We start from the raw sequence: 23,954 nt of genomic DNA, 5'->3' as shown, positions 1-23,954 counted from the left end.
TCAAGGGCCGTGGGGGGATCCCCACCCGGCAGCAGCGTCCCTGGGGGATCGTTCGCCATCGTCGTGGGGATGAGCGGACCATCGTAGTCGAGGTTCGAGGACATGGCCGCGCTCCTCTCAGTGCTTGAGGATCTTGGAGAGGAAGTCCCTTGCGCGCTCGCTGTCCGGGTTGGTGAAGAAGTCGTCGGGGGCCCGGTCCTCGACGATGCGGCCGTCGGCCATGAACACCACGCGGTTGGCGGCCGAGCGGGCGAAGCCCATCTCATGGGTGACGACGACCATGGTCATGCCCTCCCGGGCCAGCTGGCGCATGACCTCGAGGACCTCGTTGATCATCTCCGGGTCGAGGGCCGAGGTGGGCTCGTCGAAGAGCAGGGCCTTGGGCTCCATGGCGAGGGCACGGGCGATGGCCACGCGCTGCTGCTGACCGCCGGAGAGCTGGGCCGGGTACTTGTCGGCCTGGTCGGCGAGGCCCACCCGGTCGAGGAGTTCACGGGAACGCCGGTCCGCCTCGCCCTTCTTGCGTCCGCGGACCTTGACCTGGCCCAGCGAGATGTTCTGCAGAACCGTCTTGTGGGCGAACAGGTTGAAGGACTGGAAGACCATGCCGACCTCGGCACGCAGCTTCGCGAGGGCCTTGCCCTCCTCGGGCAGCGGCTGTCCGTCGAGTGCGATGGACCCGGACTTGATGGTCTCCAGGCGGTTGATCGTCCTGCAGAGCGTGGACTTGCCCGACCCCGAAGGGCCGATGACCACGACCACCTCCCCCTTGCCGACGGTGAGGTTGATGTCCTGCAGGACATGCAGCTCCCCGTAGTACTTGTTGACGTCACGCAGTTCGATCAACGGATCGACGACGGCCATGCCCAGCCCTACTCACTCTCAGCTGTGTCGTGGTTGCCGCAACCTATCGAGGCAAGATCGCCCTCGCGGAACGACACGCACTTTTCGGTCATTAGCCGTATTTACGTCGCGCTTACGGCCATGGATTCACTCCTCGGCAACCTCGGCATAGAGCTGGGACAGCTCGGGCACCCCGCTCGCGGCCCACTCGTGGCCCGCGGTCACGACGTCGAACTCGCGGCCGGATTCCAGCCGGATCACGGGCTGGCCGTCCGGGCGCAGATCCCAGGCCGCCCCGGGGACGGTCCGCACGATGACCGTGCCGAGGTAGAGCCCGGCGTCGTTGCCGAGCCAGAGCAGGATCTCCTCGTCGTCCCGCCAGCCCGGCACCAGCTGGTCGATCGCCTCCAACGAGGCGGCCGTGTCGTCCAGTTGGACACCCGAACGGGAGGCGTGGGAGCGCAGCAGCTCACACTCGGAGAGGAGTTCGGCAATGCCCTCGGGGTCGCGGGTCCCCGGCTTCTCTCCCCGGCCGCCCAGAAAAGGGATCTTCATACGCCCAGCGTGTCACTCACCCGGCCGCGTGCACCACAGGCGCGCGGACCGTCGTTTCCGGTCGACTTCGCGCATGGCGCGTTGACGTGCCACGAATGTCTCCTTAGCTTCACGATGCGCCTTTCGTCACTCGTGAGCAGGAGGAGTCGGCTGTGCACCCACGGGTCCGAAGCGGTGCGGTGGTCCTCGCTGTGGTCGCGGCCCTCGCACCGGGCACGGCCGCGGTGGGGGTGGCCTCCTCCGGCGAGAGGGGAAAGCCGCTGCCGCTGGAGCGGCTCTTCGACAACACCGCGGTCAGCGACGACGCCCGGCCCGGCGAGGCGGACCTCGACGGCTCGGGTGCCTCGCTGTCGGCACAGGACCTGACGGCCGCCGGCTGGACACCGGGCCGCACCCTCACCGTGCAGGGGGCCGCGCTGACTTGGCCGGCCCGGCGGGCGGGCACCCACGACAATGTGCGCGCCGCCGGACAGAAGGTGCGCGTGCACGGCCGCGGGAACGCGCTCGCCTTCCTGGTGACAGGCACGGGCGGTGCGCCGGTCGGCGGCCCGGGGACCGTGGCCTACGCGGACGGCGGCCGATCGACGTACCGGGTGACGGCCCCCGACTGGCGCCGGGGCCCGCTCGCCACGAAGGCGGTGGCCCTCCCCCATGTGAACACGCCCACGGGTCAACTCGCCGAGTCGGCACGGCTGTACGTCGTGACGGTGCCACTGGCGCAGGACCGCGAAGTGGTGTCGGTACGGCTGCCGCGCGCACCCGGGCTGCATGTGTTCGCGCTGTCCGTGCGCGCCGACGGAGCCGGGTGGACCGGGAGTTGGGCGGCCTCGGCCTCCGGTTTCCCGACCGTGGGTCCATGGCGCGACCGCACGCTGCGGCTCGTGGTGCACACCTCGGCGGGCGGGCCCCGGGTGCGGCTGCGGTTCGACAACACCTTCGCGGCGGCGCCGGTGCGGATCGGGAGTGCGAGCGTGGCGGTCCGGGCCGCAGGGGCGGCGGCGCGCGGGGCTCCGATGGCGGTGGCTTTCGGGGGTGTGCCCGGTGCGGAGATCCCGGCCGGGGCGCAGGCGTTCAGCGATCCGCTCGGCTTCGAGGTGCCCGCGGGGGCCGAGCTGCTGGTGAGCTTCCATCTGCCGGGGACGGTGACGGCGGCTCCGGTGCACCGGCTCGCGGTGCAGCGGTCGTACGTGAGCGAGCCCGGCGACCACACGGCGGACGGCTCCGGAACGCCGTACACCTCGGTCCTCACGAGTTGGCCGCTGCTGGCCGGTGTGGACGTGGGCGGGGGGCCGGGGACCGTGGTGCTGCTCGGGGACTCGATCACGGACGGCACGAAGTCCACGACGGACGCGAACCGGCGGTGGCCGGACGTACTGGCCGCCCGGCTGCGGGAGCAGAACACGGTTCCGCACTATGGAGTGCTCAACCAGGGGATCTCAGGAAACCGTGTGGCCGAAGACGGGTATCCCGGTGACGGTGTCTCCGCGAACACCCAGGGGGTGAGCGCGCTGCACCGCTTCGACCGGGATGTGCTCGCCCAGCCGTCGGTGCGTACGGCCGTGGTGTTCCAGGGCGTGAACGACGTGCGGTGGGGTGCGTCCGCGCAGCAGGTCGTCGCGGGGCTGCGGGAGCTCGCGGAGCGGGGCCATGCGCGGGGGCTGCGGATGCTCGCGGCGACGATCCTGCCCTGCGGGGGCGAGGCGCGGTGCACGGCCGCCGTCGACGCCGAGCGGGCCGCGATCAACGCATGGACCCGGGCCTCCGGAGTCTTCGACGGCGTGCTGGACTTCGACCTGGTGCTGCGCGATCCGGCCGCCCCCTCGCGCCTGCTGCCGCGGTTCGACAGCGGGGACCATCTCCACCCGGGCGACACGGGGCTGGCCGCGCTCGCGGAGTCGGTGGACCTGACGCTGCTGTGAGCCCGCGCCGGGCCTAGACGTCGAGGTCGACCACGACCGGCGCGTGGTCGGACGCGCCCTTGCCCTTGCGCTCCTCGCGGTCGACGTACGCGTCGGTGACGGCCTTCGCGAAAGGTTCGTTGCCGTACACCAGGTCGATGCGCATGCCGCGGTTCTTGGGGAAGCAGAGCTGGCGGTAGTCCCAGTACGTGAACGGGTGGTCGTACTTCAGGGGGCGCGGGACCACGTCCGACAGGCCCGCCTCGCGCAGGGAGGCGAGGGCGGCGCGCTCGGCCGGGGTGACGTGGGTGAGGCCCTCGAAGGCGGCCACGTCGTAGACGTCGTCGTCCGTCGGCGCCACGTTGTAGTCGCCCAGGACCGCGAAGGGGCGGCTGCCCGCCGCGTCACCGGCGACGGCGGCCTTGAGGGCCTCGAACCACTGGAGCTTGTAGGCGTAGTGCGGGTGATCCACCTCGCGGCCGTTGGGCACATAGACCGACCAGACGCGGACCGGGCCGCAGGTCGCGGAGATCGCGCGGGGCTCCGGGGCGCCGTCGTAGCCGGGGTCGCCGGGCAGGCCCTTGACGACGTCCTCGATGCCGAGCCGGGAGATCACCGCCACTCCGTTCCACCGCCCCGTCGCGTTGACCGCCGCCTCGTAGCCCGCCTCGCGCAGCTGGTCGAACGGGAACTGCTCCTCGGCCAGCTTGGCCTCCTGGAGGCACAGCACATCGGTGCCGGTGCTCTCCAGCCAGGCCAGCAGCCTCGGGAGTCGGGCGGTGATCGAGTTGACGTTCCAGGTCGCGATGCGCATGCCTGACAACCTACCGGGCGGCACTGACACTCACAGAGCCGTGCTCTCCCCCGGCTTCAGCCGCAGGTGCTCCGCGCCGCCGAGGGCGCCGATCTGGTTGTCGTAGATCGGGCGGGCGAGGTCGGTGAGCAGGGCGTCGTGGATGTCGTAGGCGCGCTGCGGCCCGACCTCACGGACGTAGTCGATGACCTCGGAGATCTTGCTCCAGGGCGCCATCACGGGGAGCATCAGCGTCTCGACGGCGTGGTCGGGGACGGTGAGGGCGTCGCCGGGGTGGAAGACCCGGCCGCCGTCGACGAGGTAGCCGACGTTGGTGATGCGCGGGATGTCCGGGTGGATCACGGCGTGCAGTTCGCCGTGGACCTGGACGTCGAAGCCGGCGGCGGTGAAGGTGTCGCCGTGGCCGACGGTGTGGACGCGGCCCGGGAAGGCCGCCCCGATCTTCTCGGCGACCGACTTCAGCGTCCAGATCTCGGCGGCCGGGTTGGCGTCCAGGGCCGCCCTCAGGCGTTCCTCGCTGAAGTGGTCGGGGTGTTCGTGCGTGACGAGGATCGCGTCCGCGCCGAGGGCGGCGTCCTCCTCGCTGAAGGCCCCGGGGTCCAGGACGAGCGTCCGTCCGTCCTTCTCCAGCCGGACACAGGCGTGCGACATCTTCGTGAGCTTCATGGGTCCATCCTGCACCGGGCGGGACGCCCGGCTCACTCGGTGGGGGTGGTCTCCTCGCGGATGACCTGCTGAGCCACCTTGAACGCGCTGTTGGCCGCCGGGACACCGCAGTACACGGCCGCCTGGAGCAGCACTTCCTTGATCTCGGAGGGGGTCAGGCCGTTGCGCAGGGCGGCCCGGGTGTGGGAGGCGAGCTCGTCCAGGTGTCCGCCCGCGACCAGGGCGGTGAGGGTGGCGATGCTGCGGGAGCGGCGGTCGAGCCCCGGCCGGTCCCAGATCTCGCCCCAGGCGTAGCGGGTGAGGAGTTCCTGGAAGTCGCCCGAGAAGTCGTCGGCCTGCGCCAGTACCCCGTCCACGTGCGCGTCGCCGAGCACTTCGCGGCGCACCTTGATGCCGGCGTCGTACGGATCGACACGGCCCGCCGCCTGGGGGTCCGGGGCGGCGGGGGCGATCTCGGCGATCGGCACGGGGTGCGGCGGCGCCGACGTGAGGACCGGCGTGACCGGGGCCGTGGGGATCGCCGTCTGGCCGGTGGTGGAGTCGAAGGCGGGCTGCCAGGCGGTGGAGAAGTGTCTGACGAGCAGGTCGGTCACGGCGGCGGGCTGCTCGACGGGCACCAGGTGGGAGGCGCCGGGCACGACGGCGAGCCGGGCGTCCGGGATGCCGGCGACCAGCGTGCGGGCCTCGGCCGGGCCGGTGACCTGGTCGTCGGAGCCGACGAGGACCAGGGTCGGCACCCCGACGCTCGCGAGCTCGGCCCGTACGTCGAACGCGGCGAGCGCCTCGCAGGCCGCGATGTAGCAGCCGGGGTCCGTGGTGCGCACCATCTGCACGGCCCACTCGGTGATCGCGGGCTGGGCGGCGGCGAACCCTGAGGTGAACCAGCGCTCCGGGGACGTACGGGCGATCGGGTCCAGGCCGTTCGTCCGTACGATCACCCCGCGCTGGCGGAACTCGTCGGCCGTGCCGAAGCGGGGCGAGGCGGCGATCAGCGCGAGGGAGGCGAGCCGCTCCGGGTGGCGCAGGGCCAGCTCCATGCCGACCGCCCCGCCGAGCGCGCAGCCCGCGTAGCCGAAGCGCTGCACGCCGAACCGGTCGAGTGTGGCGAGCAGCCGGTCGGTGAGGTCGCGGACGGAACCCGCCGGGTAGGCGGGGGCGCCGCCGTGTCCCGGCAGGTCGTAGCGGAAGACGCGCCACTGCTTGACCAGGTCCGGGACCTGGCGGTCCCACATGTGCCAGGTGGTCCCGAGCGAGGGCCCCAGGATGAGGACCGGGGCGTCGTCCGGGCCGTCGAAGCGGTACTGGAGGGCGGGGGTCTGCATCTCACTCACGGCCCCCACGCTAACCGCCTTTTCTTACCCTTCGAACCCTTGGCCCCTACTCCTCACACTTGGCTACCGAACATCACCGGCGAACTCTCACACGGCCTTCACGGGGGCGGGAGGGTGGTGTCGGGGGGGTGTGGGGGTGCGGCGCCGGGGGGTGGGCGGGTGCTGTCCGGCCGGCGGTGGGGTTGGCGGGCACGGTGCGAGGCCAGGTGGCCTGAGTCGGTCGGGGAGAAGTCCGGCGGTCAGAGGTCGGTCGGTGTGCCGAGGCCGGTGAGGGCGCCGACCGGGTCCAGGTCGGGGGTGCCGCGGGGCCACCAGTCGTCGTGGCCCGGTTCGGACTCGTAGGCGTACCACAGGCCGTCGCGGCCGAGGCGGAGCTGGAGGTGGCCGCGGGGGTGGGTGAGGTGGTTGCGCCAGGGGCGGAAGGCGGGGAGGTCGGCGGCGAGGAGCAGCGGCCGGGCCCGGTCGAAACGGCCTGCCGGTGGGTCCCAGGGCTCTTCGAGGACTGCGAGTCCTTCGAGCCCGCCCTGCCTCCAGGCGGCGACCGCGCGGGCCAGATCGGCCGGGGCGCGGTCGGTGGCGGAGGCGAGGGAGGCGTAGAGGGCGCGGGTACCGGCGGTGAGACCGGATCCGGGGCGGGCGGCGGCGAGGCGTACCGCGTCCTGCCAGAGGGTGAGTTCGCCGACCGGGTCGCGGCCGGTACCGAGCAGGGTGTGGGCGCGGGCGGCGGCGTCGGTGGCCAGCTGGTCCAGGGCGAAGGGGTCGGGGCCGCCCGGGGCGGCGGGGTACGCCGGGGGCTGCTCGGGGTGCGCAGGGACGGGCAACGGCTCCGGAAGCGGTGCGAGCCGGCGGGGCGCGAGGGCCTCACTGGCCCGTACGCCGGGCAGAGGCGCCGGTTCGTGCTCCTGCGCGGCACGGGCCGCGCGGGCCGCGCTCAGGCGGGACAGGGCGTCGAGGAGCTCGCGTTCGCCCCGGCCGCGCAGCAGGAGCAGGACGAAGGGGTCGGCGTCGAGCAGGCGTGCCGTCTGGTAGCAGAGGGCGGCGGCGTGCTTGCAGGGGTGACCGCGGTCGGGGCAGCTGCACTGCGGTTCGAGATCGCCCGGACCGGGGAGCAACGGCACTCCGCATTCGGCCAGCGCCTGCGGCATCTCCTTGTCGAGCAGTGCGGCGATGTGTCCGGTCTTGTCGGCGGCGAGGTCCAGGAACCGGTCCCAGTCGGCCTCGCCGAGCGTCCGCAACCGCACCTGCACGCGGTACGGCCGGGGGCGGCTGCCCTGCACATAGGCGAGCACCAGTCCCGGCGTCACGGTGATCGCGTCGACATGCCCCTGCTCGGCGTAACTCCGGCCCCGCGCGAGCCGCTTGGCGTCCAGCGCGCCCTCTTCCAGCGCGGAGACCCAGGCGTTGCCCCACCAGGTCGCGGCGAACCGGGCGTCCTCGGAGGTCCGGGGAGGGAAGGCGGCGAAGGTGCGCCGCAGGTCGTTGTCCCGGTTGGGGGCGGCCATGGAGTGGGGGTGGCGGGGGGAGGGCGAGGCGGGGGTCGGAGGGAGCGCGCGCTTGGGGGAGGCGGCCGCCGCGGGGGCCTCGCCGGGCGTGGCCGAGTAGGGGGTGCCGGTGCCCGCGGAGGCTTCGGCGGTCGGGGTCGGGTGGCTGGGGCCGGTGGGCGTGGGGGGCTCGGCGGTCGGGGTCGGTGCGGCCGTGTCGAATCGGTCCAGCGTGTCGCTGTTCAGGGCGCTGCCGTTTGGTGCGGGGGTCTCACGCGGGGAACTTCCTTGCCGCGTGCCTCCGTTGTCCTCGCGCTCCTCTTCCGGCGGGGCCACGTCGTCGGGCATCCGGAAGGCGCCGGCCAGCAACTCCCGTACGTCACGCGCCCGTACGCCGGCGGTGGGGCCCGGTGTCCGGCTCCGGTCCTGGGACGCGGCCGGGCCCGTCTTGCGGGGCCGACGCGTGAGGATGGCCTCCACTTCCGCGGCCTCGGCGTCCGCCCGCCTCTTCCGAGCCGCCCGCAGCGCTTCACGCGCGGCATCGGCGGGGCGTGGGCCGGGACGCAGGGACTCGGTGTCACGGGCGTCCGCGGTGGGGGTGGACGTATCGGCGCCGGGATCCGTTTCTCCACCCGTGGACCCGACAGAGGACTCGACGGAGGACTCGACGGAGGACTCGACGGAGGACTCGACGGAGCCGGTCGAGGCAGGGCCCTCGTCGCTCCGGCCCGTGGCACCGGCCGCGTCGGCGCTCGAACCGTGCCGGGACTGAGTGAGGCCGACAGCATCGGAGGCGGCACCACCGGCACCCCCCTCCGACCGTCCTTCGACACCGCCCGCGCTCGCGGCCCGCCGCGCCACGACACCCTCCGACTCAGAAACGCCGGACCGGGCAGGACCGACGGCGCCAGACGCGGCACCACCGCCACCCGTCTGCGCCCGACCCTCGACACCGCCCGCCCTCGCGGCCCGCCGCGCCGCGACACCCTCCGACTCAGAAACGCCGGACCGGGCAGGACCGACGGCGCCAGACGCGGCACCACCGGCACCCGCCTCCGGCCACCCCTCGACACCGCTCGCCCTCGCGGCTCGCCGGGCTTCTCGTAGGGCCGCGCGGGCCGCGTCGCTCGGTGTCGCGGACTCACCCGCCTCCTGTGGTTCCCCGCGGGCCGGGCCGGGAGCCGTCACTCTGCCCGCGTCCCCCGCGCCCACGTCACCCGCCTCCAGCGGCCCCGAACTGTCCGGCCCAGGCACCACCGAGCTGTCGGCGCCGTCCACCGCGGAGTCGGCGCTCTCCCGCGGCTTCCCGGCGTCGGAGACTCCGCCCGCGTCCCCCGTCGCCTCCCGGCTCGCCCGCTCCCGTGCTGCCCGCAGGGCGCGGCGGGCCTCGTCGGCGGGGCCCGGGGTCATGACGGCCTCCGGAGGGAGACCAGGTCGGTCAGGTCGCGGTCGGTGAGTTCGGTGAGGGCGGACTCGCCGGAGCCGAGGATCGCGTCGGCGAGGGCGCGCTTGGATTCGAGCATCTCTGCGATGCGGTCCTCCACCGTGCCCTCGGTGATGAGGCGGTGGACCTGGACGGGCTGGGTCTGGCCGATGCGGTAGGCGCGGTCGGTGGCCTGTTCCTCCACGGCGGGGTTCCACCAGCGGTCGAAGTGGACCACGTGTCCCGCGCGGGTGAGGTTCAGGCCCGTGCCCGCCGCCTTCAGGGACAGCACCAGGACCGGGGTGGCGCCGCTCTGGAAACGGTCCACCATGCGCTCGCGCTCCGGCACCGGCGTCCCGCCGTGCAGCAGCTCCACCGGGACCGCGCGGGCGGCGAGATGGGCGGTGATCAGGCGGGCCATGCCCACGTACTGCGTGAAGACGAGAGCCGAGCCGTCCTCGGCCAGCAGGGTGTCCAACAGCTCGTCCAGCAGGGCCAGTTTGCCGGAGCGGGCGACCAGTCGCTCACCGGCCGTCGACGGGACCTCCTCCTTCAGGTACAGCGCGGGGTGGTCGCAGATCTGCTTCAGCGCGCCCAGCAGCTTCAGGACCAGGCCCCGGCGGGCGATGCCCTGCGCGGTCTCGATCGCCAGCATCGACTCCCGCACCACCGCCTCGTACAGCGAGGCCTGTTCCCGGGTGAGCGGTACCGGATGGTCCGTCTCGGTCTTCGGCGGCAGTTCGGGGACGATGCCCGGGTCGGACTTCTTGCGGCGCAGGAGGAAGGGCCGCACCAGCCGCGCCAGCCTGGTCACCGCCTCCTCGTCCTCGCCGTTCTCCACCGCGCGCGCGTGCCGGGCGCGGAAGGACTTGAGCGGGCCGAGGAGTCCGGGGGTCGTCCAGTCGAGCAGGGCCCACAGTTCGGAGAGGTTGTTCTCGACCGGGGTGCCGGTCAGCGCCACGCGCGCGGGCGACGGGATCGTGCGCAGGGCCTTCGCGGTCGCCGAGTACGGGTTCTTCACATGCTGGGCCTCGTCCGCGACGACCATGCCCCAGCGCTGTTCGGCCAGCCTTGCCGCCGCCGCCCGCATGGTGCCGTACGTGGTGAGGACGAAGCCGCCGTCGAGGTCGTCCAGACTGCGCTCGGTGCCGTGGAAGCGGCGGACGGGGACGCCCGGCGCGAACCGGGTGATCTCCCGCTGCCAGTTGCCCAGCAGGGACGCGGGGCAGACCACGAGGGTGGGCTCGCGGCGCGCCCGGCGCAGGTGCAGGGCGATGACGGTGATGGTCTTGCCGAGTCCCATGTCGTCGGCGAGGCAGCCGCCGAGGCCGAGGGAGGTCATGAGGTCCAGCCAGGCCAGGCCGCGCAGTTGGTAGTCGCGGAGCGTGGCGTGCAGGCCGGCGGGCGGTTCGGCGGGGCGCACTCCGGCCGTCAGACGGTCGCGCAGGGCGGCGAGGGTGCCGACCGGGACCGCCTCCACCGTCTCGCCGTCGACCTCCGCGCTGCCGGTCAGGGCCACGGAGAGCGCGTCGACCGGGTCGAGCAGGCCCAGTTCGCGTTTGCGGGCCTTGCGGACGAGCGCGGGGTCGACCAGTACCCACTGGTCCCTGAGGCGTACGACGGGACGGTGGGCCTCGGCCAGCTCGTCCATCTCGGCCTCGCTGAGCGGGTCGCCGCCGAGCGCCAACTGCCAGCGGAACTGCAGGAGTTCCTCGCTCTCGAAGAAGCCGGTGCCGTCGGTCGCCGAGCCCGGAGCGGGTCGTACGACCGCCGCCGCGCTGAGGTCCTGTGCCAGGTCCCGCGGCCAGTGCACCGCCACCCCCGCCGTCGCGAGCCGGGTCGCCGCGACGCCGAGCAGGTCGCCCAGCTCCTCGTCGGACAGGGCCAGTACGTCGGGGACGTCCTGCTCGGAGAGCCGGTCCAGCGGAGGCCATACCCGCGCGGCGCGGCGCACCGCAAGGGCCGCGTCCACGCGTGCGCGTGGCCCGAAGACGGCGTCGGACTCCCCCGCCCACAGGGCCGCCGCGTCGGTCACCAGGGTCGGGTCGGCGAGGCTGTGCACCTGGACGATCGCCGCGCCCGCGCTGCGCACGCCTTCGGCCTCGGCGTTGAACAGGTTGTACGCCGACAGATCCAGGCGGAGCGAGATCCGCACGCCCGCGTCCATGCCGGCGGCGACCTCAGCGGCCCAGTCCTGGGCGTGCGGCAGCCGCTGCGGGGCGCGGGCGGCGAAGGGCCTGCCGGAGGCGAAGGGGGCGGCGGGGGTGCGGGGCAGGGTGTCGGCGACGGCGTCCAGGAAGGAGCGCATCAGGGCTTCCGGGTCGGGCAGCAGCAGCGGGCCCGGGCCGGGCAGCGGAACAGGGTGGCCCTCGGGGGGCAGGGCGGCGGCGACCGCGCGCAGGTGGGCGATGTCGTCCGGGTCGAGGGGGCCGGCCCGCCAGGCGTCGTGGCCGCCGGCGGTGAGGCCGGGCAGCAGGCGGCCACGGGCGGTGAGCCGCAGGGCGTGCAGGGCGGCCGCGCCCCAGCAGGCGGTGGCGGGATGGGCGGCGGGATCGCGCCGGGCCCGCACGAGCAGCGGCAGGGCCTCGGCGACCGGGAGCGAGAGGGCGGGGGCGGTCCGGCGACGGACTCCGGCTCCATGTGGTCGTACGACGGTGAGCTCGATGCTCTCGAGCGACGCGGCGTCCGGGTCGGAGTCGAGATCCGTGCCGGCGCCAGTGCTGGTACCTGTACCTGCGCCTGTGCCGGAACTCTCCGTCGGCAGGGATGCGCCCTCGGGGTCCCAGAACGCGATCCGGCCCTCACGGGGAAGCGGCGCGGGCAGGAAGACGGCGGCGAGCCGGACGGGGACGGACGTCCCCTGCCGCTCAGCTCCGCGCTCGGCCACCAGGGCCCGGTCGCTCATACGTCCTGTCACCTCCCGCCCGCATGTCGGATCACTCGTCTTCGACTCTACGGGCGGGGTCTGACAATCGGCTCCGACGACCGCGCCGGGCCGGCCACCGGACCGGCCGGGTCAGGGAACCGTGCGCGAAACGACGTACACCTTCGGGGCGTTCGGCACGGTCAGGTTGACCATGACGTCCTGGGTGGGCGCCGGGTCCTTCTGCGCGTGGGTCAGGCCCCACCAGGAGCGTGGGCCGTCGAATTTCCAGCCGCTGATCTTCTGGTCGCGCTCGCTGATGGTGATGTCGTTCTTCTTGAGGTCGGCGCGGCTGACGCCCATGCCGGTGAGGAAGGCGGCGAGGCCGGCGTCGGTCGTCCGGAACTGGACGTAGAGGCGGCTGGTCTTCCAGTTGTTGGTCTCGTAGGAGGCGACCAGGTCCGCGGGGTGCGGCACGGGCACCTGGTAGAGGCGGCGCTGGACCTTGGACGGCCAGTCGGGCGTGAGGCCCGTCGCCGAGTACTTCGCCTCCTTGTCCTTGCCGCTGTCACGGCTCTGGTTGGCGGAGATCACCAGATAGCCGGCCGGGACGCCGATGAGCAGGCCGATGATGAGCAGCGTGATCGCCCGGCGGCGGTTCCGGTGGCGGCGGTCCTCGGTGGGCCGCTCCGGCTCGTCGGGGGACGCCGAGGCCTGGCGCGGCAGGGAAGCGGTCATGCGGTGTCCCGGGACGTTCGGCGGGCCTCCACGTATCGCTCGTAGCGCTCGTGCCGCTCCACCCGGCGCCGGTTGGCGCGCCGGAAGCGGCGGGCGACCAGGCGGGCGAGGTCGGCGGCGCCGACCATTCCGGCCTCGGGACCGAGCTGGGCCCGGGCGATACGGGCCTCGGGGCGGTAGCCGCGGCCGGTGAGCTGACGCTTGAAGGCGTCCCGCGCGGGGCCGATCAGCAGGTCGTCGGCCGCGCTGACACCACCGCCGATGACGAAGCAGGACGGGTCGAGGGCCGCCGCGAGGTTGGCGATGCCGACGCCGAGCCACTGGCCGATGTCCTGGAGCAGCTCGATGCACATCGCGTCGCCGTCACGGGCCAGCTCGGTGATCATCGGGCCGGTGATGTCGCCGATGTTGCCCTTGACGTGCTCGATGATCCCGTACGCCACCGGGGAGTCGGCGGCGGCCAGCTCCCTGGCCTCCCTGACCAGTGCGTTTCCGGAGCTGTACTGCTCCCAGCAGCCGCGGTTGCCGCACGGGCAGCGGTGCCCGCCGGGGACGACCTGCATATGGCCGAACTCGCCGGCGACACCGTACTTGCCGCGTTTGACCTGGCCGTCCTCCAGGATCGCGCCGCCGATGCCGGTGCCGAGCGTGATCATGACGAGGTGGTCCTCGCCGCGGCCCGCGCCGAAGCGCCACTCGGCCCAGGCGGCGGTGTTGGCGTCGTTGTCCACGAGGACCGGGACCGCGAGGCGGCCGGCGATACGGTCCCGGAGGGGCTCGTTGCGCCAGGACAAGTGGGGGGCGAACAGCACGCGGTTGCGGTCGGCGTCGACCCAGCCGGCCGCGCCGATGCCGACCGCGTGGACGTCGTGGCGGTCGGACAGGTCCAGGACCAGTTCGACGATGGTGTCCTCGACGACCTTGGGGCTCTTGGACTTGTCCGGGGTCTCGGTGCGGACCTTCTCCAGGATGTTGCCGTCGGCGTCGACGACACCCGCCATGACCTTGGTGCCGCCGATGTCGATGCCCACTGTCGGCACGCGGGGTGCGGTCAGGTGTGAGCGGCGTTCCCGCGTGCCGACGGTCCGCAGGGCGGGGGCGCGGCGGGAGCCTATGGGGGCGCTGAAGTTGCCGTAGGTGCTCATCGGCCCTGATTCTGCCGCACGCTCACGCTGGGTGCCGAACGGGGGAGCAAAGGGGGGCGCGCGAGTCGGGCCGGGTGCGGCTGACGCGTGGCTGATCGCGTCCACGCGGCGGAGCCGCACATCGACACGGCCCCGCGCCCCTCAGGGCCGGACCAGGAGCTGGAACTCGAAGGAATAGCGAGTCGGGCGATAGGTGTGCGTGCCGTACTCGACCGCTCGCCCTGTGTCGTCGAAGGTCACGCGCTGCATCGTCAGCAATGGGGCACCCGTCTCCTCCGCCAGGCGGTCCGCCTCTTCCGTCGTGGCCGCTCGGGCGCCGATGGTCTGGCGGGCGCTGTGCAGGGTGATGCCGGCCGAGCGCATCATGCGGTACAGGCCCGTGGTCTCCAGTTGTCCCGTGTCCAGGTCGAGGAGGGCCGGCGGGATGAAGTTGCACAGGTGCGCCATCGGCTCCCCGTGGGCGAGACGCAGGCGTTCCACCCGGTGCACGTCGCTGCCCTCGGCGACGCCGAGCGCGGCGGCGATCTCGGCGGTGGCGGAGACGACGGCGTTCACGAGGACCTTCGTCGCGGGGCGCTGACCGGCCGCCTCCAGGTCGTCGTAGAGGCTGCTCAGCTCCAGCGGGCGCTTGACCTGGCTGTGCACGACCTGGGTGCCTACTCCGCGGCGGCGCACGAGCAGGCCCTTGTCGACGAGCGACTGGATGGCCTGACGGACAGTGGGCCTCGACAGACCGAGCCGGGCGGCGAGCTCGATCTCGTTGCCCAGCAGGCTGCCGGGGGTGAGCGTTCCGTGCTCGATCGCGGCCTCCAGCTGCTGGGACAGCTGGAAGTACAACGGCACGGGGCTGCTGCGGTCCACACTGAGCTCGAGCGTCACGGTCGGGTCCACTTCTGGTTTCGGCACGGGCCCGAGCGTAGCTCCGTGCGCTGTTGACGGGAAGTCGTGTAGTCAGATTGTCCGGACATATTGATTGACAGCGCGGGGTTCGCGACCACATTTTGTTCACATGCGCATCGGGGTCATAGGGACGGGCCGCATCGGCACCATTCATGCGAACACGCTCAGCCGCCATCGGGAGGTCGGTTCCTTAATCCTCACGGACGCGGACGGCGCGCGGGCCCAGGAGCTCGCGCACCGCCTAGGGGAGACCGCGGCCCCGGGCGTCGACGAGATCTTCAAATGGGGTGTCGACGCCGTCGTCATCACCGCGGCGACCTCCGCGCACGCCGAACTGATCGGCCGGGCGGCACGCTCGGGACTGCCGGTGTTCTGCGAGAAGCCCATCGCGCTCGACCTGCCCGGCACGCTGCAGGCGATCGCCGAGGTCGAGACAGCGGGGACGATTCTCCAGATGGGTTTCCAGCGCCGCTTCGACGCGGGCTACACCGGCGCGCGGGAGGCGGTGCGCTCGGGTCGCCTCGGGCGGCTGCACACCGTGCGGGCCCTCACCTCGGACCAGGCGCCGCCGCCGCCCGAGTGGCTGGCGCTGTCCGGGGGGCTGTACCGGGACACCCTGATCCACGACTTCGACGTCCTGCGCTGGGTGACCGGGCACGAGATCGTCGATGTGTACGCGGCCGGGTCCGACGCCGGGCCGCCGATGTTCCGGGCCGCCGGGGACGTCGACACCGCGGCGGCCGTGCTCACCCTCGACGACGGCACCCTTGCGACGGCCACGGCCACCCGGCTGAACGGGGCCGGGTACGACGTGCGCATGGAGCTGGCCGGGGAACTGGACCAGGTCGTGGTGGGCCTGGACGACCGTACGCCGATCGCGTCCACGGAACCCACCGGGCCGCCCGCGGCGGACAAGCCGTGGACGGGGTTCCTGGAGCGGTTCGGACCTGCCTACGAGGCTGAACTGCACGCGTTCATCGAGGTGGTCCGGGGTGAGCGGGCGAACCCCTGCGACGGACGCGAGGCGTTGCAGGCGCTACGGGTCGCCGAGGCGTGCGAGGTGTCCCGGCGCGAGCGCAGGGCCGTACGGCTCGCGGAGATCCCGGGCGGTGCGAGCGCGACCGTGCTCTGAGGCCGTCCGGCGAGCCGAACCACGGAGCGACGGTCCCGAAGCCGCCGGTTCCTGGCCTGCCGCCGTCGGTCTCCGGCCCTCGGCCGCCAGCCTCCGGTCCCCGGTCCTCGGCCGCCAGCCTCCGATCCCCGGTCCTCGGCCGCCAGTCTCTGATCCCCGGTCCTCGGCCGTCAGTCCCCGGTCCCCGGACGCCAGCCTCCGATCCCCGGTCCTCGGCCGTCAGTCTCCGGTCCCCGGTCATCGCCCGCCCACCGCGCCCAGGCACCCCGTCCCGTCGACACCGCACCCCGCACCCCCGCCGGGCGCTACCACCGCACCGGCAGGCTCCGGACGCCCCTGATCAGCATGCCCGGCAGCCACTCCCCCGTGGGTCCGTCGAGCGCGAGGGCGGGGGCGCGGTCCAGCAGGGTGGCGATCGCCGTGCGGGCCTCCAGACGGGCCAGCGGGGCGCCCAGGCAGTAGTGGATGCCGTGGCCGAACGCGAGGTGGCCGCGGGGGTCGCGGCGGATGTCGAAGCGGTCCGGAGCCGGGTAACGGGAGTCGTCGCGGTCGGCCGCGCTCAGGCAGATCATCACCGGGTCGCCCTTGTCTATGGCCCGTCCTGCTATCTCCAGGGGCTCGGCGGCATACCGGAACGTGGCGTTCTCCACCGGGCCCTCGTAGCGCAGCGTCTCCTCGACCGCACCGTCGACGAGACTCATGTCCGCGCGCAGGGCGGCGAGTTGGTCCGGGTGGGTGAGCAGGGCACGCACGCCGTTGGTGATGAGGTTGACCGTGGTCTCGTGCCCCGCGATCAGCAGCAGGAAGGCCATGCCGCGCAGCTCCGAAGGAGAGAGCCGGTCGCCGTCCTCGGCGGTGGTGCGGATGAGGTCGCCGAGCAGGTCGTCGCTCGGCCCGGCGCACCGCTTGTCCTCGATGAGCTCGGTGAGGTACTCGCCGAGGCGCCGGACGGCGTCGTACGAGCTCTCCGGGCTGGTGGGTGCGACGACCTCCGTGGACAGCTTCCGGAACTCGGTGCGGTCCATCTCGGGCACGCCGAGGAGTTCGCAGATCACGGTGATCGGAAGCGGGTAGGCGAGGGACCGCACCAGGTCGGCGCGGCCGTGCGGCAGCATCGCGTCGAGGAGGTCGTCGGTGATCTCCTGGATCCTGGGCCGCAGCAGCTCGACCCGGCGCATGGTGAAGGCGCGGGAGACCAGGCCCCGCAGCCGGGTGTGCTCGGGCGGGTCGGCGCCGAGCAGATGGCGGCCGATCAGCGCCTCGTCGTCGAACACCATGCCGATCCTGCGGCCGTCCTTGGACAGTCTGGGATCGGCGAGGGCCGCGCGCGCCTCCTCGTGCCCGACGACGAGCCAGGTCGCGTAGTCGGCGTCGGAGCCGGGCGGCCGCACCCGGTGCACGGGGCCCAGGCGGCGCAACTCGGCGTACACGGGATGCGGGTCAGCACGGAACGCGTCGCCGTACTCCCCGAGATCGATCACTGCTTCGGTCATGGTCTCCCCCTTCACACGGTCAACGCCCGGCGGCCGCGCCTAGTGCCCTTCCGGCTCGGGTTCCTCGGACTGCTCCAGCAGTCCCGCGTCGTACGCCAACAGGGCGATCTGGACCCGGTTGTTGAGATCGAGCTTGGCCAGCACGCGGGACACATGGGTCTTGACGGTGGCGACGCTCATGTACAGGGCAGCGGCGATCTCGGCGTTGGACAGGCCCTGGCCGACGGCGACGGCCACCTCGCGTTCGCGGTCGTTGAGGGCGGCGACGCGCTCACGCGCGCGTGCCCGTCGGGTGTCGGCGGCGGTGCCGGCCGCGTGCTCCATCAGCTGGCGGGTGACGGTGGGCGACAGGACGGGGTCGCCGGCCGCGACCCGGCGGACGGCGGCGAGGATCTCGGCGGGCGGGGTGTCCTTGAGGACGAATCCGGCGGCGCCGGCGCGCAGGGCGCGCAGGACCTGCTCGTCGGCGTGGAAGGTGGTCAGGACGACGACCTGGGGGGCGTCGGGGCGGCCGCGCAGCCGCTCGGTGGCCGTGAGGCCGTCCACCGACGGCATCCTGATGTCCATGAGGACGACGTCCGGGCGGGTGCGGTCGACGGCGCCCTCGACCTCGGTTCCGTCCGCCGCCTCACCGACGATCTCGATGTCCTCGGCCCCGCCCATCATCAGGGACAGACCGGCCCGCACGAGGGGGTCGTCGTCGACGAGAAGCAGTCTGATCGCAGTCATGGGCCCTACGTAATCACGCGGAGGCGAGGCGCAATCACCCTTGCGGACGGGCGAGTTGCGCATCCGGTGACCGCATGGCGCGAGAGCGGACGGCTCACGTCCACGGCAGCAACCTGCAACGGCGGGCGGCTCACATCCACGCCCGCCACCCGCGAAGACGGACCGCTCACATCCACGCCGGCCACCCGCGAAGACGGACCGCTCACGTCCACGGCAGCCACGCCGCCACCCGGAACGACCCGTCCTCCTGCGGCCCGTGTTCCAGCCTGCCCCCGGCGAGCGTGGCGCGCTCGGTGAGGCCGATCAGGCCCTGGCCCGAGCCGGGGACGTGCGGCACCTCGCCCTCGGGAGGGGGGTTCCGTACGGTCACGGCGAGCCCTTCGCCCGGACCTCCGGTGACCGTGACGGTGACCTCCGCGCCGGGGGCGTGCTTGCGGGCGTTGGTCAGGGCCTCCTGGGCGATGCGGTAGGCGGTGCGGCCCACCGAGGCGGGCACGGCGGCCGGTTCGGCGACCCGGCTGTCGAGGGTGACCTTCATGCCGGCCTCACGGGACTCGGCGACCAGGCCGTCCAGGGCGGCGAGCGTGGGCTGGGGGCGGCCCGTGTCGTCGTGGTCGGCCGCCCGCAGCACTCCGATGATCTCCCGCAGGTCCTGGAGCGCCTCGTGCGCGCTCTCCCGGATGACACCGGCCGCCCGTGCGACCTCCTCCTGGGGCGCGTCCGGCCGGAACTCCAGGGCGCCCGCGTGGACGCTCAGCAGGGTCAGCCGGTGCGCGAGGACGTCGTGCATCTCGCGCGCGATCGCCTCTCGGGCCAGCCGCTGCGCCTGCTCGGCCCGCAGCCGCGCCTCGGTCTCGGCGCGCCGGGCGCGGTCGCGCAGGCTGAACATGAGCTGCCGTTTGGCCCGCACCAGCAGGCCCCAGCCGACCATGGCGGCGATCAGCACCACGGAGAGGACGACCGAGACGAGGTAGGGCAGGTCGGCGTCGGGCCGCAGCCGGTAGGTGAGCGGAGCCATGGCGATGTTGATGCCGGCCACCCAGGCGACGTAGCGGAAGGGGCGGTGGACGGCGAGGGTGAAGACGGCGATCATGCAGGCGCCGCCGGCGGTGTCCGAGAGCAGCCCGAGCGGGATCGTGCCCAGGGCGAGGCCGAGCGGCCAGCGGCGGCGCAGCCACACGGCGGCGCAGGCGACCGCGCCGAGCAGTTGGTCGAGGTCGGCCGCGGCGTGCGACACATGCGGGTTGTCGCCCACCGCGTCGGCGGCGACCAGGCCGATGAGGGCGGCCAGCAAGAAGCAGGAGAAGTCGACGATCCAGTCGCGCGCGGTCCGCCGGGGGCGGCGTCCGGGCCGAGCGTCGGCGGGGTCGAACTCGTGGATCACCGCGGACGGCATCAGCCAGCGCCGGCCGGGGAACGCCGGGGGTTCGGGAACCGTCTCGTCACCGCTCACGGTCGACAAATCTACGCAGTGAGGACCGGGAACACCTCCCCGCGACGGGGATCGGCGACCAAAGTCGCGGCACCGCAGACTTTCGGCGGGTGCGGTCCCTCGGATCCGATGCTTGAGCGGGCAGGGGCTCGCCCCGCGGCCGATGTTCGTGGGGGGTCCGCGGGGCGAGGCTCTACCCATGAAGCAACTGCTGGAACTGCTCGGTTTTTTCGCCTTGGTGCAGGGCGGGATGGGTTTGCTGCACGAGTTCACCGACTGGCACATCGGCCTCGTCCAGCGGATCGGCTTCCTCGACGGCTACGGGGTCTTCGCGAGCATCACCCTCATCGTGCTGGCGTGCGCGCTGTTCGCCGCCGCGGAGAGCCGCGGCTCCGGCTGACGACGCGCTGTCAGCAGCCGTAGTTGACCAGGTTGAACGTGGCGTAGTGGTCCGCCGTGTAGTAGTCCTCCTGGCTCTTCTGACCGGTGACGATCCGGCGCGCCCCGCGCGTGGAGGAACCCGGCGTGATCACCGTGTACTCGTGGTAGTAACCGGTCGACTGGCTGGGCAGGACGCTTTCCCTGTTCTGGAAGACGCTGCCGTCCTGGGAGTAGGGGTAGGGGCCGCCCTGGTCGATCAGGTCCAGGGTGTCGTGGGCCTGGGAGGGCAGCTTGGTGTAGCAGATGCTGCCGACCGCGGCGGCCGCCGGGGTGGCGGTGGTGACGGTGCCGCCGATGAGGAGAGCGGACAGGACGGCCGCGGCGGCGCCGGTGCGTGTGATCCGTGGGGGGAATCTCATGCCGTCATGATGACGCGCGTAGACAGTGGCATGTCAATGACAACTGCGGAGATTTTCCCGGCAAGTCCGATGAGTTTGCAGGGAGTTAACCTCGGGCGAGCTCCGTGTCCGTTCGCCGCCAGCGGTTCGCGCGGCCGGCCGGTGGGATGGGTGGCATGACAACTGCTCACGGAACTCTGAACGGCAAGGTCGCGCTCGTCACCGGGGGCGCTCGCGGGATCGGTGCGGCCACGGCGGTGCGGCTGGCGCGGGAGGGCGCGGACGTGGCCGTGACGTACGTGGACGCCAAGGAGGCGGCCGCACAGGTGGTCCGGCGCGTGGAGGCGCTGGGGCGCCGGGCCGTCGCGCTGCGGGCCGACTCGGCGGACTCGCAGGAGGCGGCCGGGGCGGTGCTGCGTACGGCGGAGGCGCTCGGCGGGCTGGACGTGCTGGTGAACAACGCGGGCGTGGGGGTGCTCGGGCCGTTGGGCGAGCTGTCCCTCATGGAGGTCGACCGCGTACTGGCCGTCAACGTGCGCGGGGTGTTCCTGGCCTCTCAGGCAGCGGCCGCCCGGATGCGGGACGGGGGGCGGATCATCACGATCGGCAGCTGTATGACACAGCGGGTGCCCGGCCCTGGCGGAACCCTGTACGCGACGAGCAAGTCGGCGCTGATCGGGCTGACGAAGGCCCTGGCGCGGGAGCTGGGGCCGCGGGGGATCACGGCGAACATCGTGCATCCCGGGCCCGTGGACACGGACATGAATCCGGCTGACGGTCCGTTCGCGGCGGGGCAGGCCGCGATGACCGCGGTGGGGAGGTTCGGGACGGCGGAGGAAGTGGCGTCGATGGTGGCGTACCTGGCGGACGCGGAGTACGTCACCGGTGCGGAGTTCTCGGTGGACGGAGGGCACGCGGCATGAGGTGAACGCACTCCCTCACGCCCCGGGGCGGGGCACGCCCCCGCGGCCCCTTTTCGGGGGAGCCACGGGGGCAAGGGCCCGGCTTCAGCCGCCCAGCTCCTGGTGCCTCGCCGACAGCGCGGCCGCGCCGGTGTCCGTCAGGGAACCGAACAGCCGCAGGCGCGAGATCCCTCCGTCCGGGAAGATGTCCACGCGCGCGTGCGTGCCCACCGCCGGAGCGTCCAGGACGAAGCGGTGGTTCGTGTCGGGCTGCAGTCTCGTGCGCGGGAGGATCTCGCGCCAGTCGCCGTCCTCGCCGTCGCGGACCGACACCGAGGCCCAGCCCGCGCTGTTCCCCTTCAGATACGCCGTGTCGATCTCGACCGCCCGGATCCGGGACTGGGCCACGAGGCGATAGCTGATCCAGTCGTTGCCCCGGTCGCGGCGACGGCGGGTCTCCCAGCCGTCGTCCATCTTGCGGGAGCGGCCCGGCTGGATGGTGTTGGAGGCCGGTGAGTAGAAGAGGTTGGACGCGTCCTCCGCCCGGCCGCCGTTCTCCAGGGCGACCACGTCGAAGGTGCCGAGGACCTCCAGCCACGCCGGGTCCGGGACGACCTCGCCGTGCACGCGCAGGCGGGCGATGCCGCCGTCGGGGTGCTGGTTGACCCGCAGGTGGGTGAAGCGCTGCTCCAGGGCGACCTCGAAGCCGTTCGCCGCATGGCCGCCGACGGGTGTCCGCGGGACCAGCGTCGTCCACTTCACGTCGTCGCCCAGCAGCTCCTGCGGGGACGGGGAGCCGGGGACGCTCGTGCCCTCGACCGACACCGCCTGCGGGTAGTTGCCGCGGAAGTGCGCCGTGTCGACGACGATCCCCCGGATCACGCCGGGCGCGCCCAGGCGCACCAGCGCCCAGTCGTGGTCCTCGGCCGTCGGCCAGGGGTGCTCGGCCGAGGCGCCTCGGCGGCGCCGTGTCTCCCAGCCGTCCATGATCTTGCCCTTGTGCCCGAAGTGCTCGGGGTCGAACTCGGCCCGCCCGGGGATCAGCAGGTTCTCGCGCTGGGCGAAGAACTCGTCGTTGGCGGCGACGACCGAGGCACCGAGTGTCCGTGCGGCGAGGTCGGCGTACTGGGTGAAGGGGAAGTCGGCGGTGCGGTAGTCCGCGTACGGGTCACCGCCGCCGTACGGGTTCGCGTCACCGGTGAAGCTGGGAATCGCCGTCACGTACATGTGCCTTTCGGAGTGGGCCGGTGCGGGTGGGTCAGGGGGTACGGGTGAGCAGTCGGCCCCGGGGAGCAGTGAACTCGCCGTCCGCGACGATGCGTTCGCCGCGCAGCCAGGTCGACCTGACCACGCCGTACAGGGTCTTGCCCGCGTACGCGGTGACGCGGTTGCGGTGCTGGAGGGCCGCCGGGTCGACGGTGAAGGTGTCGTCGGGCGCGAGGACCGCGAAGTCGGCGTCGCGGCCGGCCTCGATGGCGCCCTTGCGGTCCAGGCCGACCAGTTGAGCGGTCCGCGCGGACATCCAGCGGACCACGTCCTCCAGGGAGTGGCCGCGCTTGCGGGCCTCCGTCCAGACGGCCGCCAGGCTCAGCTGGAGGCCCGAGATGCCGCCCCACGCGGTGGCGAAGTCGTCCGTCTTCAGGTCGGCCGTGGACGGCGAGTGGTCGGTGACCACGCAGTCGATGGTGCCGTCGGCCAGCGCCTGCCACAGCAGGTCCTGGTTGGCGGACTCCCGGATGGGCGGGCAGCACTTGAACTCGCTTGCCCCGTCCGGGACTTCCTCGGCGGTGAGGGTGAGGTAGTGCGGGCAGGTCTCGACGGTGACGCGGACGCCGTCCGCCTTGGCCCGGGCGATCAGCGGGAGCGCGTCGGAGGACGACAGGTGGAGGACGTGCACGCGCGCGTCCAACCGCTTGGCCTGGGCGATGAGTTGGGCGATCGCCGTGTCCTCGGCGTCACGCGGGCGGGAGGCCAGGAAGTCGGCGTACCGGGGACCGCCCTGCTGCGGTGCGGCCTCCAGGTGGTGCGGGTCCTCGGCGTGCACGATCAGCAGACCGCCGAAGGAGGCGATCTCGGCCAGCGACCGGGCGAGCCCGTCCTGGTCGAGATGCGGGAACTCGTCGACGCCGGAGGGCGACAGGAACGCCTTGAAGCCGAAGACACCCGACTCGTGCAGCGGCCGCAGGTCCTTGACGTTGTCGGGCAGGGCGCCGCCCCAGAAGCCGACGTCGATGTGGGCCTTGTCGGCGGCGACCGCACGCTTCGTACGGAGGTTCTCGACCGTCGTCGTGGGCGGGAGGGAGTTGAGCGGCATGTCGACGAGGGTGGTGATGCCGCCGGCGGCCGCCGCGCGCGTGGCGGTCCAGAAGCCCTCCCACTCGGTGCGGCCGGGGTCGTTGACGTGCACGTGGGTGTCGACCAGGCCGGGCAGCAGGACGTCGTCCCCGAGGTCCTCGAGGCGGGTGCCCCCGGGCAGGGGAGCCTCGTACGGCAGCACGGCCGTGATCTTCCCGTCAGCGACCGCGACGGACGCGGGCCGCGTCCCCTCGGGTGTGATGACGCGCGTCGAGCGCAGCACCAGTTCAGTCTCGGACACCCGGACCCCTCTCTGCCGCCGTTAACTTCCGCGTAACGGAATTCAACTTTCTGTTGAAGGAGTCTTCACTCCCGCTCGACCGCCGTCAAGGGCACACTTCCCCCCAGGACATCCGCCGTCGACACTCTGGACGTTTCCACAAGGTGGAATTAGTATTCCGTCATACAGAACGTAGCTATGCACCAGCGGGGAGTCAACCGACTGCCGGGTAGGCTTCTGCCCTCCTGCCCAGAC

Annotated in this window: 20 protein-coding genes; 4 read left to right on the top strand and 16 right to left on the bottom strand. The window is 72.8% G+C overall.

Features of this window, described 5'->3' with window-relative positions; genetic code table 11:
* Positions 1-117: 117 nt before the first annotated feature.
* Together IOD14_RS12600 and IOD14_RS12595 are read right to left on the bottom strand one after the other, a co-directional pair.
* On the bottom strand, positions 118-864 hold the full coding sequence (locus IOD14_RS12600) for an amino acid ABC transporter ATP-binding protein (RefSeq protein WP_123994476.1): 747 nt from the start codon (positions 862-864) through the stop codon (positions 118-120).
* 126 nt (positions 865-990) lie between these two features.
* Positions 991-1,398, bottom strand: coding sequence for a DUF6278 family protein (locus IOD14_RS12595; protein ID WP_123994477.1), 408 nt, complete (start codon positions 1,396-1,398; stop codon positions 991-993).
* Between the two features lie 152 nt (positions 1,399-1,550).
* On the opposite strand from IOD14_RS12595, the gene IOD14_RS12590 reads away from it, so the two are divergent.
* A complete protein-coding gene (locus tag IOD14_RS12590) occupies positions 1,551-3,317 on the top strand; it encodes an SGNH/GDSL hydrolase family protein (RefSeq protein ID WP_212670272.1) in 1,767 nt (588 codons plus the stop codon).
* Between the two features lie 13 nt (positions 3,318-3,330).
* Here IOD14_RS12590 and IOD14_RS12585 read toward each other — a convergent pair whose 3' ends face one another.
* The 8 genes from IOD14_RS12585 to IOD14_RS12550 all read right to left on the bottom strand — a co-directional run bounded on the left by IOD14_RS12585 (position 3,331) and on the right by IOD14_RS12550 (position 14,636).
* Positions 3,331-4,110, bottom strand: coding sequence for an exodeoxyribonuclease III (locus IOD14_RS12585; RefSeq protein ID WP_123994479.1), 780 nt, complete (start codon positions 4,108-4,110; stop codon positions 3,331-3,333).
* 30 nt (positions 4,111-4,140) lie between these two features.
* Entirely contained in the window at positions 4,141-4,776 is a 636-nt protein-coding gene (locus IOD14_RS12580) for an MBL fold metallo-hydrolase (RefSeq protein ID WP_123994480.1), read from the bottom strand.
* 32 nt (positions 4,777-4,808) lie between these two features.
* Complete coding sequence (locus IOD14_RS12575; protein WP_212673259.1) at positions 4,809-6,098, bottom strand: alpha/beta fold hydrolase; 1,290 nt, start codon at positions 6,096-6,098, stop codon at positions 4,809-4,811.
* Positions 6,099-6,346: 248 nt separating this feature from the next.
* A complete protein-coding gene (locus tag IOD14_RS12570; protein WP_249125904.1) occupies positions 6,347-8,998 on the bottom strand; it encodes an SWIM zinc finger family protein in 2,652 nt (883 codons plus the stop codon).
* Complete coding sequence (locus IOD14_RS12565; protein ID WP_212670271.1) at positions 8,995-11,916, bottom strand: DEAD/DEAH box helicase; 2,922 nt, start codon at positions 11,914-11,916, stop codon at positions 8,995-8,997. Before IOD14_RS12565 ends, IOD14_RS12570 begins: the two co-directional genes overlap by 4 nt.
* 111 nt (positions 11,917-12,027) lie before the next feature.
* Positions 12,028-12,612, bottom strand: coding sequence for a sugar kinase (locus IOD14_RS12560; RefSeq protein ID WP_123994617.1), 585 nt, complete (start codon positions 12,610-12,612; stop codon positions 12,028-12,030).
* A complete protein-coding gene (locus IOD14_RS12555; RefSeq protein ID WP_037712265.1) occupies positions 12,609-13,757 on the bottom strand; it encodes an ROK family glucokinase in 1,149 nt (382 codons plus the stop codon). The genes IOD14_RS12560 and IOD14_RS12555 overlap by 4 nt, the downstream gene beginning before the upstream one ends.
* Positions 13,758-13,898: 141 nt before the next feature.
* Positions 13,899-14,636 (bottom strand): GntR family transcriptional regulator, encoded by a 738-nt coding sequence (locus IOD14_RS12550; RefSeq protein WP_174269444.1) that lies wholly within the window; start codon positions 14,634-14,636, stop codon positions 13,899-13,901.
* A 130-nt stretch (positions 14,637-14,766) separates the two neighbouring features.
* On the opposite strand from IOD14_RS12550, the gene IOD14_RS12545 reads away from it, so the two are divergent.
* Positions 14,767-15,789: a Gfo/Idh/MocA family oxidoreductase gene (locus IOD14_RS12545; RefSeq protein WP_123994618.1), complete on the top strand. Its 1,023-nt coding sequence runs from the start codon at positions 14,767-14,769 to the stop codon at positions 15,787-15,789.
* A gap of 305 nt (positions 15,790-16,094) precedes the next feature.
* Here the strand turns inward: IOD14_RS12545 and IOD14_RS12540 are convergent, their stop codons facing one another.
* The 3 genes from IOD14_RS12540 to IOD14_RS12530 all read right to left on the bottom strand — a co-directional run bounded on the left by IOD14_RS12540 (position 16,095) and on the right by IOD14_RS12530 (position 19,473).
* Complete coding sequence (locus tag IOD14_RS12540) at positions 16,095-17,282, bottom strand: cytochrome P450 (protein WP_212670270.1); 1,188 nt, start codon at positions 17,280-17,282, stop codon at positions 16,095-16,097.
* Between the two features lie 39 nt (positions 17,283-17,321).
* On the bottom strand, positions 17,322-18,011 hold the full coding sequence (locus tag IOD14_RS12535; protein ID WP_123994620.1) for a response regulator transcription factor: 690 nt from the start codon (positions 18,009-18,011) through the stop codon (positions 17,322-17,324).
* Between the two features lie 202 nt (positions 18,012-18,213).
* Positions 18,214-19,473, bottom strand: coding sequence for a histidine kinase (locus IOD14_RS12530; protein ID WP_212670269.1), 1,260 nt, complete (start codon positions 19,471-19,473; stop codon positions 18,214-18,216).
* 169 nt (positions 19,474-19,642) lie between these two features.
* On the opposite strand from IOD14_RS12530, the gene IOD14_RS12525 reads away from it, so the two are divergent.
* Positions 19,643-19,843 (top strand): hypothetical protein, encoded by a 201-nt coding sequence (locus IOD14_RS12525; protein ID WP_123994622.1) that lies wholly within the window; start codon positions 19,643-19,645, stop codon positions 19,841-19,843.
* 10 nt (positions 19,844-19,853) lie between these two features.
* Here the strand turns inward: IOD14_RS12525 and IOD14_RS12520 are convergent, their stop codons facing one another.
* Entirely contained in the window at positions 19,854-20,243 is a 390-nt protein-coding gene (locus tag IOD14_RS12520; RefSeq protein ID WP_212670268.1) for a ribonuclease domain-containing protein, read from the bottom strand.
* A gap of 155 nt (positions 20,244-20,398) precedes the next feature.
* On the opposite strand from IOD14_RS12520, the gene IOD14_RS12515 reads away from it, so the two are divergent.
* Positions 20,399-21,145: an SDR family oxidoreductase gene (locus IOD14_RS12515; RefSeq protein ID WP_212670267.1), complete on the top strand. Its 747-nt coding sequence runs from the start codon at positions 20,399-20,401 to the stop codon at positions 21,143-21,145.
* Positions 21,146-21,229: 84 nt separating this feature from the next.
* Here the strand turns inward: IOD14_RS12515 and alc are convergent, their stop codons facing one another.
* Positions 21,230-22,345, bottom strand: coding sequence for an allantoicase (gene alc / locus IOD14_RS12510; RefSeq protein WP_123994625.1), 1,116 nt, complete (start codon positions 22,343-22,345; stop codon positions 21,230-21,232).
* Positions 22,346-22,382: 37 nt separating this feature from the next.
* Complete coding sequence (allB, locus tag IOD14_RS12505; protein WP_123994626.1) at positions 22,383-23,720, bottom strand: allantoinase AllB; 1,338 nt, start codon at positions 23,718-23,720, stop codon at positions 22,383-22,385.
* Between the last annotated feature and the right edge of the window lie 234 nt (positions 23,721-23,954).

Source organism: Streptomyces sp. A2-16 (assembly GCF_018128905.1).
Lineage (GTDB): Bacteria > Actinomycetota > Actinomycetes > Streptomycetales > Streptomycetaceae > Streptomyces.
This window is presented reverse-complemented; position numbering and strand designations above follow the sequence as displayed.

Coding starts and splice junctions, on each gene's coding strand:
- IOD14_RS12585 (WP_123994479.1), bottom strand. CDS start 4,110: ATGCGCATCGCGACCTGGAACGTCAACTCGATCACCGCCCGACTCCCG.
- IOD14_RS12580 (WP_123994480.1), bottom strand. CDS start 4,776: ATGAAGCTCACGAAGATGTCGCACGCCTGTGTCCGGCTGGAGAAGGAC.
- IOD14_RS12540 (WP_212670270.1), bottom strand. CDS start 17,282: ATGACCGAAGCAGTGATCGATCTCGGGGAGTACGGCGACGCGTTCCGT.
- IOD14_RS12575 (WP_212673259.1), bottom strand. CDS start 6,098: ATGCAGACCCCCGCCCTCCAGTACCGCTTCGACGGCCCGGACGACGCC.
- IOD14_RS12565 (WP_212670271.1), bottom strand. CDS start 11,916: ATGAGCGACCGGGCCCTGGTGGCCGAGCGCGGAGCTGAGCGGCAGGGG.
- IOD14_RS12595 (WP_123994477.1), bottom strand. CDS start 1,398: ATGAAGATCCCTTTTCTGGGCGGCCGGGGAGAGAAGCCGGGGACCCGC.
- IOD14_RS12525 (WP_123994622.1), top strand. CDS start 19,643: ATGAAGCAACTGCTGGAACTGCTCGGTTTTTTCGCCTTGGTGCAGGGC.
- IOD14_RS12600 (WP_123994476.1), bottom strand. CDS start 864: ATGGCCGTCGTCGATCCGTTGATCGAACTGCGTGACGTCAACAAGTAC.
- IOD14_RS12560 (WP_123994617.1), bottom strand. CDS start 12,612: ATGACCGCTTCCCTGCCGCGCCAGGCCTCGGCGTCCCCCGACGAGCCG.
- IOD14_RS12535 (WP_123994620.1), bottom strand. CDS start 18,011: ATGACTGCGATCAGACTGCTTCTCGTCGACGACGACCCCCTCGTGCGG.
- IOD14_RS12545 (WP_123994618.1), top strand. CDS start 14,767: ATGCGCATCGGGGTCATAGGGACGGGCCGCATCGGCACCATTCATGCG.
- IOD14_RS12520 (WP_212670268.1), bottom strand. CDS start 20,243: ATGAGATTCCCCCCACGGATCACACGCACCGGCGCCGCCGCGGCCGTC.
- IOD14_RS12555 (WP_037712265.1), bottom strand. CDS start 13,757: ATGAGCACCTACGGCAACTTCAGCGCCCCCATAGGCTCCCGCCGCGCC.
- IOD14_RS12570 (WP_249125904.1), bottom strand. CDS start 8,998: ATGACCCCGGGCCCCGCCGACGAGGCCCGCCGCGCCCTGCGGGCAGCA.
- IOD14_RS12515 (WP_212670267.1), top strand. CDS start 20,399: ATGACAACTGCTCACGGAACTCTGAACGGCAAGGTCGCGCTCGTCACC.